The 14,913-nt window shown below is 72.7% G+C and carries 13 protein-coding genes; 9 read left to right on the top strand and 4 right to left on the bottom strand.

The features are described 5' to 3' along the window. Positions 1-167: 167 nt before the first annotated feature. Together ABZ851_RS20880 and ABZ851_RS20875 are read right to left on the bottom strand one after the other, a co-directional pair. Positions 168-449, bottom strand: a complete 282-nt coding sequence (locus ABZ851_RS20880; protein WP_086716532.1) for an Lrp/AsnC ligand binding domain-containing protein — start codon at positions 447-449, stop codon at positions 168-170. Then, positions 446-1,126, bottom strand: coding sequence for a rhomboid family intramembrane serine protease (locus ABZ851_RS20875; RefSeq protein ID WP_361129588.1), 681 nt, complete (start codon positions 1,124-1,126; stop codon positions 446-448). The genes ABZ851_RS20880 and ABZ851_RS20875 overlap by 4 nt, the downstream gene beginning before the upstream one ends. A gap of 293 nt (positions 1,127-1,419) precedes the next feature. On the opposite strand from ABZ851_RS20875, the gene ABZ851_RS20870 reads away from it, so the two are divergent. The 5 genes from ABZ851_RS20870 (at position 1,420) to ABZ851_RS20850 (ending at position 7,172) form a co-directional block, all read left to right on the top strand. Beyond that, positions 1,420-1,659, top strand: a complete 240-nt coding sequence (locus tag ABZ851_RS20870; protein WP_030086623.1) for a hypothetical protein — start codon at positions 1,420-1,422, stop codon at positions 1,657-1,659. Between the two features lie 18 nt (positions 1,660-1,677). Beyond that, positions 1,678-3,051, top strand: a complete 1,374-nt coding sequence (locus ABZ851_RS20865; protein ID WP_361129531.1) for an NYN domain-containing protein — start codon at positions 1,678-1,680, stop codon at positions 3,049-3,051. A gap of 305 nt (positions 3,052-3,356) precedes the next feature. Further along, positions 3,357-4,382 (top strand): NlpC/P60 family protein, encoded by a 1,026-nt coding sequence (locus tag ABZ851_RS20860; RefSeq protein WP_336048890.1) that lies wholly within the window; start codon positions 3,357-3,359, stop codon positions 4,380-4,382. Between the two features lie 300 nt (positions 4,383-4,682). After that, entirely contained in the window at positions 4,683-5,726 is a 1,044-nt protein-coding gene (locus ABZ851_RS20855; RefSeq protein WP_361129528.1) for an NlpC/P60 family protein, read from the top strand. A 51-nt stretch (positions 5,727-5,777) separates the two neighbouring features. Next, a complete protein-coding gene (locus tag ABZ851_RS20850; protein WP_361129525.1) occupies positions 5,778-7,172 on the top strand; it encodes a hypothetical protein in 1,395 nt (464 codons plus the stop codon). A gap of 15 nt (positions 7,173-7,187) precedes the next feature. Here the strand turns inward: ABZ851_RS20850 and ABZ851_RS20845 are convergent, their stop codons facing one another. Beyond that, positions 7,188-8,516, bottom strand: a complete 1,329-nt coding sequence (locus tag ABZ851_RS20845; RefSeq protein ID WP_361129585.1) for a glycosyltransferase 87 family protein — start codon at positions 8,514-8,516, stop codon at positions 7,188-7,190. 235 nt (positions 8,517-8,751) lie between these two features. Between ABZ851_RS20845 and ABZ851_RS20840 the strand changes: the two genes are divergently transcribed. Next, a complete protein-coding gene (locus ABZ851_RS20840; RefSeq protein WP_336048894.1) occupies positions 8,752-9,894 on the top strand; it encodes a glycosyltransferase family 4 protein in 1,143 nt (380 codons plus the stop codon). A gap of 141 nt (positions 9,895-10,035) precedes the next feature. On the opposite strand, the gene ABZ851_RS20835 is transcribed toward ABZ851_RS20840, so the two are convergent. Next, entirely contained in the window at positions 10,036-11,832 is a 1,797-nt protein-coding gene (locus ABZ851_RS20835; RefSeq protein WP_361129522.1) for an AMP-dependent synthetase/ligase, read from the bottom strand. Positions 11,833-12,106: 274 nt separating this feature from the next. Here ABZ851_RS20835 and ABZ851_RS20830 point away from each other — a divergent pair, with 274 nt between their 5' ends. From ABZ851_RS20830 to ABZ851_RS20820, 3 genes are all read left to right on the top strand, one after another. Next, positions 12,107-12,883 carry a metallophosphoesterase gene (locus ABZ851_RS20830; protein WP_361129519.1) on the top strand — a complete coding sequence of 259 codons (777 nt, stop codon included), beginning with the start codon at positions 12,107-12,109 and terminating at the stop codon, positions 12,881-12,883. Positions 12,884-13,188: 305 nt separating this feature from the next. Next, on the top strand, positions 13,189-13,692 hold the full coding sequence (locus ABZ851_RS20825) for an SRPBCC family protein (protein WP_361129516.1): 504 nt from the start codon (positions 13,189-13,191) through the stop codon (positions 13,690-13,692). A gap of 2 nt (positions 13,693-13,694) precedes the next feature. After that, positions 13,695-14,897, top strand: coding sequence for an ArsA-related P-loop ATPase (locus ABZ851_RS20820; RefSeq protein WP_361129513.1), 1,203 nt, complete (start codon positions 13,695-13,697; stop codon positions 14,895-14,897). The last annotated feature ends 16 nt before the right edge of the window (positions 14,898-14,913 follow it).

Genomic DNA, 14,913 nt, shown 5'->3' with positions numbered 1-14,913 from the left:
CCGGAGCGGGTGGGTGTCCGGACGTAAAGCGAAGCAGTCCGGACACCCACCCGCGGAGGCCCGTCACCGCACCCGACAGCCCCGCGCAGCGGACCGGCCCGCCGCCAGGCGAAAAGAGGAGCAACCCCCACGACGGGAAAGCCGAAAACGCAGGAAAAAAAGACTCGCTACGCGTCGAGCCCAATCGCAAACGCAGCCTCAAGGTCATGCTGCGAATACGTGCGGAACGCAATATGCGTCTCGGTGGAGGCGACGCCGGGGACCTTGCTGATGCGGCCGGGGATGACGTCCGCGAGGTCGTCGTGGGCGGCGACCCGCACCATCGCGATCAGGTCGTGGGCGCCGGTGACCGAGTAGACCTCGCTGACCCCTTCCAGCGCGGCGATCTTCTCGGCGATCTCCGGGATCTGGTCCACGTTGGTCTTGATGAGCACGATCGACGTGATCACGGCTGGCTCTCTCCCTCGGTCGCCCGGTCATTCCCCCTGGTGGCCCCCACACTATCCCTCCGGTAGCGGGCCCAGGCGTACAGGAAGCCGAGCGTGAAGCCGATGACGTGGGCGAGGTAGGCGACGCCGGGACCGCGGGGGTCGTCCTGTGCGGCCTGCCACTGCAGGAAGAACCAGAACAGCAGCACGATCCAGGCGGGGAAGCGCAGCGGCAGGAAGAAGAGGAACGGGAAGAGGCTGGTGACCCGGGCCGTGGGGAACAGGAAGAGGAAGGCGCCGAGGACGCCGGAGATCGAGCCGGAGGCGCCCACCAGGGTCTGCCCCGAGGTGGCGTGCGCGGCCGCGTAGCCGAGCAGCGCCAGGTAGCCGATGATGAGGTAGAAGGCGGTGAACGGCAGCCTGCCCATACGTGCCTCGGTCATGGCGCCGAAGACGTACAGGAACAGCACGTTGCCGAGCAGGTGCAGCCAGCTGCCGTGCACGAATAACGCGGTGAGCGGGGTGACCAGCGCGCGCAGCGAACCGCTCCACAGCTCCAGCGGGATCACGCCCCACCGCTCGAAATAGGCGGTCTGGGCCTTGAGCAGGGCCTCGCCGGCGCCGTATATCCGGTTCAGGCCGGAGGCGGGGCCGAGCACGAAGACCGCGCAGCACAGGCCGATCAGCACATTCGTCATCCGCGAGAACACCGCGGCCAGCGACCGGGTGGGGTGCGGAGGGCGGGGGAGGAGACCGGACGAGCGGGGTGAACGGGGTGAGGGGGCCGGCGCCGTCATGAGGTGATCATGGCCCAATGCGGGCAATCGGGACAGAGTGCCTCGCCGCGTCCCGGCACCTGGGCGGGCCCGCGCCGGCCCCCCATCAGGCCGTAGGGTTACAGGCAGTACTTTGCGTACTTCCGCGATCCGACGGCGCACCGCGTGAACCGCGCAGCAGCACGACACCGATGAGCACGAAAGAGGACGACACGATGGCTGTTCCCCTGCCGACGGACGGGACCCGGTGGCGCTGCACGCTGTGCGGCAACCTCACGCGGTTCGACGTGACGCGCCGTTCCAAGGTCGTGGAGTACGTCCACCTGGACCTGGCCGGGGCGCCGACGGTGGAGGAGCGCGAGGTCCTCAGTGAGAGCATCGAGTCCGTGCGCTGCCGCTGGTGCAACGCGGTCGACCAGATCGAGCTGGTCGACCGTCCGGGCGCGAACGCCTGAGATCGGAGCGATGCAGCCGTGGTGGACCGTCCAGAAGGGGAGCCGGAGGACCGGCGTGACGACGCACCCGAGAGTGCGGCGGACGACGTGCTCGACCGTCCGCTGCCCGAGGGCGTACGGCGCCGGGTCGTGGCGCTCACCGCGGAGTCGTTCGGCGCGCTGACCCTCGCCGAACTCCCGCCCCCACTGCGGCAGTACGCCCGCTTCACCCCGACCCGTCGGGCCAAATTCGCCGGAAATGCGATGGCCGCGGCGCTGGAGAGCGACGCGGTCTTCCGGCAGCGGATCGCCGGCAAGCTGCGCGAGGCGCAGTCGGAGCTGGCCGAGGCGCTGGAGCACGGCACGCCGCCCGCGGCCGCGGATCCGCTCGATGTGGCGGCGGCCGCTTATGTGCTGCGCCCCGAGGGCTGGGTCAAGCTCGTCGCGGCGGCCGGTGAGGAGGCGCAGCGGGCGCGCGCCGAGCGGGCCGGCGAGGAGGCCGAACGCGAGCTGGTCAGGCTGCGCGAGGAGCTGGCGCAGGCGCGCGGCGAGGCCCGTACGGAGGCCGACCGGATCCGGGTGGACCTGGACGCGGCCCGCAAGGAGAACGAGTCCCTGCGGCGCAAGCTGCGCAGCGCGCTGAGCGACGTCAAGCGCGGTGAGGCCGCGGTGCGCAAGGCCGAGGCCGCCGTGACGGACGTACGGGACCGGGCGGCGACGGAGAAGACCGCGGCGGACAGTGAGGTGCGTCGGCTCAAGGCCCGGATCGCCGAGGCGGAGACGGCGTTGGAGACCAGCCGGCGCTCCGCCCGCGAGGGCCGCAGCGTCGAGGACATGCGGCTGCGGCTGCTGCTGGACACGGTCCTGGACGCGGCGCAGGGGCTGCGCCGCGAGCTGGCGCTGCCGCCCGCCAGCGTCCATCCGGCGGACACCGTCGAGGCGGTCGCGCCGGGGCGGATGACGCCCAAGGACATCGCGACGCGGGCGCTGTCGGAGATGGACCCGGCGCTGCTCGACCAGCTTCTGGCGCTGCCGCAGGCGCATTTGGTGGTGGATGGCTACAACGTCACCAAAACCGGCTATCCGACCATGCCGCTCGACAAGCAGCGGCTGCGGCTGCTGGGCGGCCTCGCGGTGCTGGCGGCGCAGACCGGCGCGGAGATGACCTGTGTCTTCGACGGTGCGGAGCTCGCGGCGCCGGTGCTGCTCGCGCCACCACGCGGAGTCCGGGTCCTGTTCAGCAAACCGGGCGTAACGGCCGATGAGTTGATTCGTCAGCTGGTTCGGGCCGAACCGCCCGGCCGTCCGGTCGTCGTGGTCTCCACGGACCGGGAAGTGGCCGACGGGGTGGCGAAGGCCGGGGCCCGGCCGGTGGCATCGGCCCTGCTCCTCAAACGACTTGCCCGGACCTGACAGGCTGCCCGCTCCGGCGGCCGGAACACCGGAAAACACCGACGATCCGTCTCTGAGCGTCAATTGGCGCTCACTGCCTGTGCGATGTTGGTAAAGGATGGGGCTGGTGACGCAGAATTTTTCCCTGAGGATTTGAAGCGATCACAGCTCGGTTACTAAGGTCAGGGCCCGAACCTTCATGAATCCGATCATCCAACCGGGATGAACCGTGGAGGTACCGCCGAGTCCGCGGCGTTCACGCGGAGCCGGGGTCTCACCCCCCCCACTTCCCGGTAGGCGGCTGGAGGAAGAAGGAGCTCGCCCCCGTGGCGTCCCACCGTCGACCCAAGCAGCCGAGCCGTACTCGCGTGACCGTGCTCACCGCCACCGCCGCGGCGGCCGTCGCCCTTTCGTCCCAGGCCGCCCAGGCCGACCCTCACCAGTCGAAGAAGGACGTCAAGTCCGAGGTCGACAAGCTGTACAACGAGGCCGAGCAGGCCACCGAGAAGTACGACGGGGTCAAGGAGCAGCAGGACAAGCTCCAGAAAGAGGTCGACGACCTCCAGGACAAGGTCGCCCGCGGCCAGGGTGAGCTGAACCAGATGCGCAAGGGCCTCGGTGCCCTTGCCTCCGGCCAGTACCGCAGCGGCAGCATCGACCCCTCGGTCCAGCTGTTCCTCTCCGGCGACCCGGACACCTACCTCGAAAAGGCCGCCACGCTCGACCAGTTGAGCGGCAAGCAGGCCGACCAGCTCAAGACCGTCGCGGACAAGCAGCGCCGGCTCGCCCAGGAGCGCGCGGAGGCCTCGGCCAAGATCAAGGACCTCTCCGAGACCCGTAAGGCGCTCGGTGACAAGAAGGACGAGATCAAGGGCAAGCTGGCCGAGGCGCAGCAGCTGCTCAACAAGATGACGGCCAAGGAGCGGGCGGCCATGCAGGCCGAGGAGAACCGCGCCAACCGCAGCAACTCGCGGGTCAACCTCGGCGATGACGTGCCGGCCTCGCAGCGCGGTGCGGCCGCCCTCGCCGCCGCCCAGTCCAAGATAGGTTCGCCGTACGTCTGGGGCGCCACCGGCCCGTCGTCCTTCGACTGCTCGGGTCTGACCTCCTGGGCGTACCAGCAGGCCGGCCAGTCGCTGCCGCGTACCTCGCAGGCCCAGGCCAACGCCGGTACCCGGATCGCCTCGCAGAGCGACCTCAAGCCCGGCGACCTGGTGCTCTTCTACAGCGACCTGCACCACATCGGTCTCTACGCGGGCAACGGCCAGGTGCTGCACGCCCCCAAGCCCGGCGCCTCCGTGCGCTACGAGCCCATGAGCAACATGGAGTTCGCGTTCGGCGTCCGGGTCTGACACGTCCGGGCCTGAAACGCCGGGTCTGAAAAGCCTCACAAACCGCTCAACCTGCCGCCCGAACGGGCGAATTGCGGCTTCGGCCACTGACTTACCGCCCCGCCGGTGACCTGCACAGTCACCGGCGGGGCGGCTTTTTGCGGGCGAAACGGCGGCTTTGGCCGGATCGCACCGGCGCCGTACTGTCTGCCCTCGCAGCTTCCGGTTCACCGACCGCCCTCCTTCGGCGGCAGGGGCTTCCCCCGGGCTCTCGGCTGCGCTCAAGCAGGGGGTACCCCCGTCGGAAGGAGTTCGGCTCTCGTGGCGTCCCACCGCCGTACCTCGCAGCAAGGCCGGACCACCCTCGCCTCGGTCACCGTGGTGTCGGCCGCCCTGACGGCCGCGGCCGCCGGGCTGTCGGCACCGCAGGCCGTTGCCGACCCCGCCGGCCGCACCGCCGCCCGCGACGCGGCGGCCTCGCGGGTCGACCGTCTCTACGAAGAGGCGGAGCGGGCCACCGAGAAGTTCAATGGCGCGGACGCCCGGACCAAGAAGCTGCGCGGCCAGGTGGCGGCCCTCCAGGACCGCACCGCCCGCGCTCAGGAGCGGGCCAACCGGCTGCGCGGCAGGCTGGGCGCGCTCGCGGCCGCCCAGTACCGGGCCGGCGGGCTGGACCCCACCATCCGGCTGATGCTCTCCGAACGCCCCGACACCTACCTGGAGAAGGCCTCCGCCCTCGACCGGCTGGGCGCGGGCCAGGCCCGCGAGCTGCGCGGGCTGCGGGCCGCACAGCGCTCCCTGGAGCAGCAGCGCAGGGAGACCGTGCGCAAGCTGGCGCAGCTGGAGGCCGGACGCAAGGAGGTCGCGCGCCACAAGAAGGACGTCCAGCACAAGCTGGCCACCGCGCGGCGGCTGCTGAACGCCCTGCCCAAGGACGCCAGGGCGGCCTACGCACGGGCTTCGCGGAGCGACGGGCGCCATGAGGCGGCCCCGGACCTGCGGGGGGCCGTACCGGCCTCGGGGCGGGCCGCGGCGGCCGTCGCCGCGGTGCGCGCCGCGGTCGGCCGGCCCTACGCCTGGGGCGGCAACGGCCCCTCGGCCTTCGACTGCTCCGGACTCACCCAATGGGCCTACGGGCGGGCCGGCGTCTCCCTCCCGCGTACCTCGCAGGCGCAGCGCGGCGCCGGCCGGCAGGTGCCCCTGAGCCAGGCGCAGCCCGGTGACCTGGTCATCTACCGTTCGGACGGCAGCCATGTCGGGATGTACGTCGGCAACGGCCACGTGGTCCACGCGCCCTATCCCGGCGCACGGGTCCGCTACGACCCCGTCGGGATGATGCCGATCTCCGCCGTCACCAGGCCCTGAGGCGGAGCGCAGCGTTTTTGCCCCGGCCGGGCCGGATCTACGATCGTCCGCATGTCACACCAGTGGGCAAGGCGACGGCTGCCGCGGGCCGGGGCGGCGGGCTGTGCCGCCCTGCTCCTCGCGCTGTTCGTCCCGCTGACCGGCTGTGCGCCCACGAACTCCACCCCGGCCCGTTACCCGGACGTCCAGCGGATGCTCGACGCCCGTGCGCGGGCCGTCCAGCGCCGGGACGCGGCGGGCTTCCTGGCCACCGTCGACCCGCGGGCCACCGGCTACCGGGAGCGCCAGCGCACGATGTTCGCCCACCTGGCAGGCGTGCCGCTGGCCGAGTGGCACTACGAGCTCGACGCGACCGGCGCCTTCCCGCTCGCGGCCGGCGAGACCGACGCGCGCCTGGCCGCGAAGGTGCAGCTGCGCTACCGCTTCCGGGGCTACGACACCTCGCCGGTGCACGCCGTCCAGTACCTCACCCTGACCCGGCGGGACGGGCGCTGGCTGATCTCCTCCGACACCGACGGCACGGCGGCGGGCAAGAGCGGCACCCGCCAGCTGTGGGACCAGGGCCCGGTGCGGCTGGTCCGCGGCCGGTACAGCCTGGTGCTGGGCGACGCCGCGCACCTGGCGCGGCTGAAGGACCTGGCGCACCGGGTGGACCGGGCGGTGCCCAAGGTGTCGGCCGCCTGGAAGGGAAAGTGGTCGCGGAAGGTCGTGGTGGAGGCGCCGGATTCGGTCGAGCGGATGGCGCAGCTGATGGGCAGCGACGACGCGTCCGGCTATGCGGGGATCGCGGCGGTCACCACGGGGGAGGCGGGGGTCTCCACCCCCGCGCCCGCGGACCGCGTGATCGTCAACCCCGAAGCCTACGAAGAACTCAACGACCTGGGCCGCACGGTGGTCCTCACGCACGAGACCACCCATGTCGCCACCCGCACGGCCACCACCACGGCGACCCCGCTGTGGCTCTCGGAGGGCTTCGCCGACTGGGTCGCCTACCGGGACAGCCACCGCAAGCCCGCCGCCACCGCCCCCGAACTGACCCGTGCCGTCGCCCGGGGCACGGTCCCCGCCCGCCTGCCGGCCGACGCGGACTTCGGCTTCAAGGCCGGTGCCGACCGGCTGGCCAAGGCCTACGAGGGCAGCTGGCTGGCCTGCCGGATGATCGCCGGCAAGTGGGGCGAGGACAGACTGATCGCCTTCTACCGGGCGGCGGGCCAAAGCGCGCTCGGTGTCTCGTCGGGGCGCGCGGAAGCGCCGATGGAGGCGGCCACGGCGGCCACGGCGGCCGCCGCGGGCTCCGCCACGGCCGCACGGGCCGCCGGGACCGGACACCGGCCGCCGGCCCGCGCCGACCGGACGGACCGCGCCCTGCGCTCCCAACTGGGCATCGGTATCGCGGAGTTCACCCGGCTGTGGCGGGCCTATGTGACGGCACAGTTGCGGCGGTGAGGGTGCCCGCCGGGCTCAGCGCCCCGGTGCCGGCGACCCGTCCGCCGGGGTCTGCGTCCGCTGCGCGGAGCCCGTGAGCCGTGGGGGAGCGGCGGCGGTCTCGCCGGCCGGCCGGCGTGCGCGCACGACGTCCGGCGGCGCCGTACGCCCGGCCCCGCCGTTTCGCGTCGCGACCCACAGCCGGCGGCAGGCGAGCAGCGACGCGGCGACCAGCAGACCGTTGCGCACGGCCAGCAGCACCACGGCCGGCAGATCGCTCGCCACGATGTGCGCGAACCAGACGGGGAACTCCAGCTGGGTGAGCCCGGTGGCCAGCAGGACCAGCACGGCCGGCAGCGTCTGCCGGCCCGCCCGGACCGTCACGCACACCGCGGCGAGCCCCACCAGCCACAGCATGTACTGCGGGCTGATCACGCGGCTGGTGGTCGTGAACAGCAGGGTGGCGGTGAAGGCGGCCTCGCACAGCGTCGTGGGGCCCGGCTCCCCGGCGCGCAGCCGCCACAGGAACAGCCAGCCCACGGCGGCGAGGCTCAGGGTGAGCGCCACGGTGCTGACGAGCGGGACGCCCGGACCGAGGAATTCCAGTGAGCCGTAATGCAGCAGCACCTGCCCGTCCCACCCGTACTGCCGGGCGATGTGGAAGACCAGCGCGCCGAGCGATTCGACCTCCGTCCCGCGGTCGCGCTGGAAGGTGAGGAAGACCAGCGCGCCCGGTGCGGCGGCCACGAAGCACAGGGTCAGTCCGGCCGCGGTGCCGGCCGCGCTCCACCACAGGGCGCGGGCCCGGCGCCCGCGCACCGCCGCCCCCGTCAGCAGCAGCACCGGCCAGACCTTCAGCAGCGCACCGAAGGCGACCAGGGCGCCCGCCACCCGTGGCCGGCGGGCGGCCGCGAACAGCGCGGCGACGGCGACGGCGGTGACCATCAGGTCGTAGCGGGCGTAGGCGGTCGGGCCCAGCAGCGCCACGCCCGCGATCCACACCCAGGCCCCCGCCGGGCGGTGGCCGGGGCGCCGGCCGGCCCGCAGGAAGAGCGCCAGCGCCGCCGCGTCCGTGAGCAGGATCAGGGTGTAGAACGCGGGGGCGTACTCCAGGAACGGCAGCAGTCCGGGGGAGAGGACCGCCAGCGCCGCGGCCGGCGGGTACTGCCAGGTCACATCGGCCAGCGGGAAGGTGCCGGTCTTCAGGACCTCGGACCAGTTCTGATAGATCACCGAGACATCGGTGGTGACATCCGGCCCCGGCAGCACCAGCACCCTCAGGACGCAGAGCAGGATCACGGCCCGGGTCACGGCCCAGGCCGCGACCGGGAGCCACACCCCGCGCGCTCTGCTGATGCTGCTCATCGTCACCTCATCGCTCCTCGGCCGTGGCCCGCCGGCGCCGCCCGCTGCCCCGCGGACCCGGTGCCCGGTGCACCGCGGACCGCTCGTGGCCTCTGCATGATGCCGGTAGTGGCCGGTCACGACCGTAGACGAGAAGGGGCGTGGCGGGGCGGGCCGCCCCCGGCCGGGCGCCGACCGGTACTGTCGGGCCGAAACCGCCGCGACCGACAGCCGAGACCACCGCCGAGAGACCATCGTGCACAAGACCTTGATCGTCACGAACGACTTCCCGCCCCGGCCCGGCGGCATCCAGGCCTTCCTGCACAGCATGGCGCTGCGTCTGGATCCCTCCCAGGTCGTCGTCTACGCCTCGACCTGGAAGCGCGGCGCCGAGGGTCTTGCGGCCACCGCCGCCTTCGACGCCGAGCAGCCGTTCCCGGTGGTGCGCGACCGTACGACGATGCTGCTGCCCACCCCGCGGGTGACCCGCCGGGCCACCGGGCTGCTGCGCGAACACGGCTGCTCCTCGGTGTGGTTCGGCGCGGCGGCGCCGCTCGGGCTGATGGCGCCGGCGCTCCGCTCGGCCGGTGCCCGCCGCATCGTGGCCACCACGCACGGCCACGAGGCGGGCTGGGCGCAGCTGCCGGCCGCCCGGCAGCTGCTGCGCCGGATCGGCGAGGGCACCGACACACTCACCTACCTCGGCGAGTACACCCGCTCGCGGATCGCCGGTGCGCTCACCCCGCAGGCCGCGCGGCGGATGGTCCAACTCCCGCCCGGCGTGGACGAGAAGACCTTCCACCCCGGCTCGGGGGGCGACGCCGTACGGGCCGCGCTCGGGCTCACCGGCCGGCCGGTGGTGGTCTGCGTCTCGCGGCTCGTCCCGCGCAAGGGCCAGGACACCCTGATCGAGGCGATGCCGGCCGTCCTGGCCGCGGTGCCCGATGCCGTCCTGCTGATCGTCGGCGGCGGCCCGTACGAGAAGGAACTGCACGCGCTGGCCCGGGAGAAGGGCGTCGCGGACGCGGTGCGCTTCACCGGCGCGGTCCCCTGGGAGGAGCTGCCGGCCCACTTCGGCGCCGGCGACGTCTTCGCGATGCCCTGCCGCACCCGCCGCGGCGGGCTGGACGTCGAGGGCCTGGGCATCGTCTACCTGGAGGCCTCCGCCACCGGACTCCCCGTGGTGGCGGGCGACTCGGGCGGCGCCCCCGACGCGGTCCTGGACGGCGAGACGGGCTGGGTCGTCCCCGGCGGCTCCCCGGCCCCCACCGCGGACCGCCTCGTCACCCTGCTCCAGGACCCGGACCTGCGCCGCACCATGGGCGCACGCGGCCGCGCCTGGGTGGAGGAGAAGTGGCGCTGGGACCTGCTGGCGGAACGGCTGAAGGAACTGCTCTAGGGCACCGCCCCCACGCACCCGCCCAGGCTGCCCGCTCCGTACGGAGCGGGCATACGGCGTCCCGGGCAACGAAAATCCGCCGTCGTGGCGCACGGCCACGACGGCGGATCACAACGGCAGCGGACCGGCCGCGGCCTGGCCCTACGCGCGGTAAAGCGCCTCGATGTCCTCCGCGAAGTCCTTGGCCACCACGTTCCGCTTGAGCTTCAGCGACGGCGTGACATGGCCCGACTCCTCGGTGAACTGGGTCGGCAGGATGCGGAACTTGCGCACCGACTCGGCCTTGGAGACGGCCGCGTTGCCGTCGTCGACGGCGCGCTGGACGGCGGCCAGCAGCTCCGGGTCCCCGGAGATCTGAGTTGGTGTCACATCGGCGGGGTGGCCGTGCTCCTCGGCCCAGCGGGGCAGGAACTCCTCGTCGAGGGTGACCAGTGCGCCGATGAACGGCCGGCCGTCGCCGACGACCATGCACTCGGCGATCAGGGCGTGCGCCCGGATACGGTCCTCGATCACGGCGGGGGCGACGTTCTTGCCGCCCGCGGTGACCAGGATTTCCTTCTTGCGGCCGGTGATGGCGAGGTAGCCGTCCTCGTCGAGGGTGCCGAGGTCGCCGGTGTGGAACCAGCCGTCGGACAGCGCCTCCTTGGTGGCCGACGGGTTGTTCCAGTACTCGGTGAACAGGTGCTCGCCGTGCAGCAGCACCTCGCCGTCGTCGGCGATCCGCACGACCGAACCGGGCAGCGGCTGGCCGACGCTGCCGATCTTCTGCCGGTCCCAGGGGTTGAAGGCGGTCGCCGCACAGGACTCCGTCAGGCCGTAGCCCTCCAGGACGGTGAAGCCGATGCCGCGGTAGAAGTGGCCCAGGCGCTCGCCGAGCGGGGCGCCGCCGGAGATGGCGTGGGTGGCGCGGCCGCCGAGGACGGCGCGCAGCTTGCCGTAGACGAGCCGGTCGAAGGCCTTGTACTTCAGCTTCAGTCCGAGCGCCGGGCCCTGGGGGGTGTCCAGCGCGCGGCTGTAGGCGATGGCGACGTCCGCCGCCTTGTCGAAGATCTTGCCCTTGCCGTCGGCCTGCGCCTTGGCCCGCGCCGAGTTGTAGACCTTCTCGAAGACCCGGGGCACGCCCAGGACCAGCTTCGGCCGGAACGAGGCGAGGTCGTCGGTGAGGTTCTTGATGTCGGGGGCGTGGCCCAGCTTGATGGGCGCCATCACCGCGGCGACCTGCACCAGCCGGCCGAAGACGTGCGCGATGGGGAGGAAGAGCAGCACCGAGGATTCGCCGGTGCGGAACAGCGGCCGCAGCCGCTCGACGATGTTGCCGCACTCGGCGAAGAAGCTGCGGTGGCTGAGCACACAGCCCTTGGGGCGGCCGGTGGTGCCGGAGGTGTAGACGATGGTGGCCGGGGAGTCCGCGTCGGCGAGCGCGCTGCGCGCGTCCACCTCCTCGTCCGTGACGCCGGCGCCCGCGGCCCGCAGCCGCGGGATGGCGTCCCGCTCGATCTGCCAGATGTTCTCCAGCTCCGGCAGCCGGTCGCGGACCGATTCGACGGTCGCCTCGTGGGTGGGGGACTCCACCAGGCAGGCCACCGCGCCGGAGTCGCCGAGGATCCACTGGATCTGTTCGGCCGAACTGGTCTCGTACACGGGGACGGTGACGGCTCCCGCGCTCCAGATGGCGAAGTCCAGCAGCGTCCACTCGTAGCGGGTGCGCGACATCAGGCCGACCCGGTCGCCGGGCCGCACGCCCGAAGCGATCAGACCTTTGGCGGCGGCGCGGACCTCGGCGAGGAAGGTGGCGGCGGTGACGTCCTGCCACCCGCCGTTCACCTTGCGTCCCATGACGGCAACATCCGGGTGCTGCGCGGCATTTCGGCGGATGAGATCCGTCAGGTTGCCGTCCGCGGGGACCTCGTACAGGGCCGGAAGGCTGAACTCGCGCAAGACTGCTGCTCCTCAAAAGCGCCGGCGCCACGACGCTGTGTGCACACCGACGGCGGTCCATGGTGATGCAAGGGGGATTGGACTGCCCGGACGTTACCCATGGGTATTGCGTTCGGGATAGAGGGGATGGCCAGATGTTCGATGCGTCACACGCCGTGGGGCACGCCATGGGGTACTTTTCCCGCGCAGACTAGACCAGCGGGTCGGTGACCCGAAAGTAACCCGGGGTACCGGCCCCCTCCCCGTGCCCGCCCGCGCGATCTAGGGTGACGCCATGCGTGTGCATGTGGTCAGTGACGTACACGGCAACAGCCGGGACCTCGCGGCGGCCGGAACCGGTGCCGATGCCCTGCTCTGCCTCGGTGACCTGGTTCTCTTCCTCGACTACGCCGACCATTCGCGCGGCATCTTCCCCGACCTCTTCGGCGCCGAGAACGCCGGCGCGATGGTCGAACTGCGCACCGCCCGCCGCTTCGAGGAGGCCCGCGCACTGGGCCGCCGGCTGTGGGGCGAGCTCGACGCCACGGGCGCGAGCCGGGAGTCCGTCATCGAGGGCGCGGTCCGCAAGCAGTACGCCGAACTCTTCGCGGCCTTCCCCAGCCCCACGTACGCCACCTACGGCAACGTCGACATCCCGCGCCTGTGGCCCGAGTACGCGGGAGACGGCGTCACCGTCCTGGACGGCCAGCGGGTGGAGATCGGCGGCCGGGTCTTCGGCTTCGTCGGCGGCGGCTTGAGCACGCCGATGCGGACCCCCTACGAGATCAGCGACGAGGAGTTCGCCGCGAAGGTCGAGGCGGTCGGCGAGGTGGACGTGCTGTGCAGCCACATCCCGCCCGAGGTCCCCGAGCTCTGCTACGACACCGTCGCCCGCCGCTTCGAGCGCGGCAGCACCGCCCTGCTGCACGCCATCCGCACCACCCGGCCGCGCTACGCCCTCTTCGGGCATGTCCACCAGCCGCTGGCCCACCGGGTCCGGGTCGGGGCCACGGAATGCATCAATGTCGGCCATTTCAATGCGACCGGGACGCCCTATGTCATGGAGTGGTGAGGCCGGCCGTCCCGGGGCGTGAACCCGGGCCGCCCCGGGTCGCGGAGCCGGCGGCCCCCGGCCGGGAACCCGGTGGCGGGCGGCCGGGCGGCGCCCCGCCCCGTCGTGCCGGGCCTGCTGGTGTCCGCCCGCGGGTTCCCGCGCGGTAGCCTCAGAGCCGGTAGCAGCACAGACACCGCGCAATGGGGTCTCCCCGGCTCATGGGGGCGCCACCGCTCAGGCGAAGCCGGGAGCGGGGGAGGAGCCGAGAGCTCGGGGAAGGTCGGCGGACCGGCATGAATCGGCATGATGGAGGAGTCACGGCGATGGCCGAACACACCAGCTCGAGCATCACGATCGAGGCGGCACCCGCCGAAGTGATGGGAGTGATCGCCGACTTTGACCGCTATCCGGAATGGACCGGCGAGGTCAAGGAGGCGGAGGTCCTGGAGAAGGACGACCACGGCCGCGCCGCGCAGGTGCGCCTGCTGCTGGACGCCGGAGCGATCAAGGACGACCACACCCTCGCCTACACCTGGACCGGCGAGATGGAGGTCAGCTGGTCCCTGGTCAAGTCGCAGATGCTGCGCGCCCTCGACGGCTCCTACCGCCTTGCCGCACTGGGCAACGGCGCGCGCACCGAGGTGACCTACCAGCTCACCGTCGACGTCAAGATCCCCATGCTCGGGATGATCAAGCGCAAGGCGGAGAAGGTCATCATCGACCGCGCGCTGGCCGGGCTGAAGAAGCGCGTCGAGAGCGGTCCCGCCGAGCACGCCGCAGGGTCCGACCACGCCGCCGGGTCCGCCGACGAGGCCAAGAAGCTCTGAGCGTGCGCACCGTCCTCGTCACGGGCCCCGGCGGCGCGGGCCGCACCACGCTCGCCGCCGCGACCGCCCTGGCCGGCGCCCGCCGGGGCGCGCGGGCACTCCTGCTCACCACCGAGAGCAGCGCCCCGGAGGCGGTGCTCGGCACCCCCCTCGGCGCCGACACCCCCACCCCGATAGCGCCGGGCCTGCACGCCCTGCGGATCGACCCCGGCGACCGCTTCCGCCAGGAATTCCTCGCCTTCCAGGAGCGGGCGGGCGCGGCCCTCGACCTGCTCGGCGCCAGCCCCCTCGACGAGGACGAACTCACCGAACTCCCCGGCTCCGAGGACTTCGCGCTGCTGCACGCGCTGCGCGCCGAACACGCCTCGGGCGACTGGGACCTGGTCGTCGTCGACATGCCCTCGGCCGCCGAAACGATCCGGCTGCTCGCCCTGCCGGCCCAGGTGCGCCGCTATCTGCGCCGCCTGCTGCCGCCCGAACGCCAGGCGGCCCGTGCCCTGCGTCCGGTGCTCGCCCAGCTCGCCGGTGTCCCGATGCCGGCCCAGAAGCTCTACGACGCCGCCGAGCGCTGGGAGAGCGAACTCGCCGCCGTCCAGCGGGCGATCGACGACCCCGGCACGTCCGTACGCCTGGTCACCGACGCCGGACCGGTCGCCGCCGCCAACCTGCGCACCATCCGCGCCGGCCTGGCACTGCACGGCCGGCGCACCGACGGTGTGGTCGTCAACCGGCTGCTGCCCACCGGCTCGGCCGACCCGTTCCTCGCCGCGCTCTCCGGCAGCCAGCAGACCGCCCTCAAGGCGCTGCGCGAGGAGTTCCCCGACCTCCCGGTCCACGAGGTGGCGCACCTGGGCCGCGACCCGCAGGGCGTCGACGAGCTGGACGGGCTGATCGACGGGCCGGCCGCCCGGATCGGCGCCGGGGGACCCGACGACGGGCCCCGCCCCGACCCCTGGACCGTCGAGGACCGGCTGGCCACCGACGGCATCCTCGTCTGGCGGGTGCCGCTGCCCGGCGCCGAACGCAAGGGCCTCGGCCTGGTGCGCCGCGGCGACGAGGTCGTGGTCAGCGTCGGCCGCTTCCGGCGGATCCGTACGCTGCCCTCCGCGCTGCGCCGCTGCACGGTCTCCGGCGCCGGACTGCGCGACGGCTCCCTGGAGATCCGCTTCACCCCCGATCCGGACCTGTGGCCCAAGAGCGACTGAACGCGCTACCACCGTT

Source organism: Streptomyces sp. NPDC047049 (assembly GCF_040643995.1).
Classification (GTDB): Bacteria; Actinomycetota; Actinomycetes; order Streptomycetales; family Streptomycetaceae; genus Streptomyces; species Streptomyces mooreae.
This window is presented reverse-complemented; position numbering and strand designations above follow the sequence as displayed.

Coding starts and splice junctions, on each gene's coding strand:
- ABZ851_RS20875 (WP_361129588.1), bottom strand. CDS start 1,126: ATGACGAATGTGCTGATCGGCCTGTGCTGCGCGGTCTTCGTGCTCGGC.
- ABZ851_RS20870 (WP_030086623.1), top strand. CDS start 1,420: ATGGCTGTTCCCCTGCCGACGGACGGGACCCGGTGGCGCTGCACGCTG.
- ABZ851_RS20850 (WP_361129525.1), top strand. CDS start 5,778: ATGTCACACCAGTGGGCAAGGCGACGGCTGCCGCGGGCCGGGGCGGCG.
- ABZ851_RS20845 (WP_361129585.1), bottom strand. CDS start 8,516: ATGAGCAGCATCAGCAGAGCGCGCGGGGTGTGGCTCCCGGTCGCGGCC.
- ABZ851_RS20830 (WP_361129519.1), top strand. CDS start 12,107: ATGCGTGTGCATGTGGTCAGTGACGTACACGGCAACAGCCGGGACCTC.
- ABZ851_RS20825 (WP_361129516.1), top strand. CDS start 13,189: ATGGCCGAACACACCAGCTCGAGCATCACGATCGAGGCGGCACCCGCC.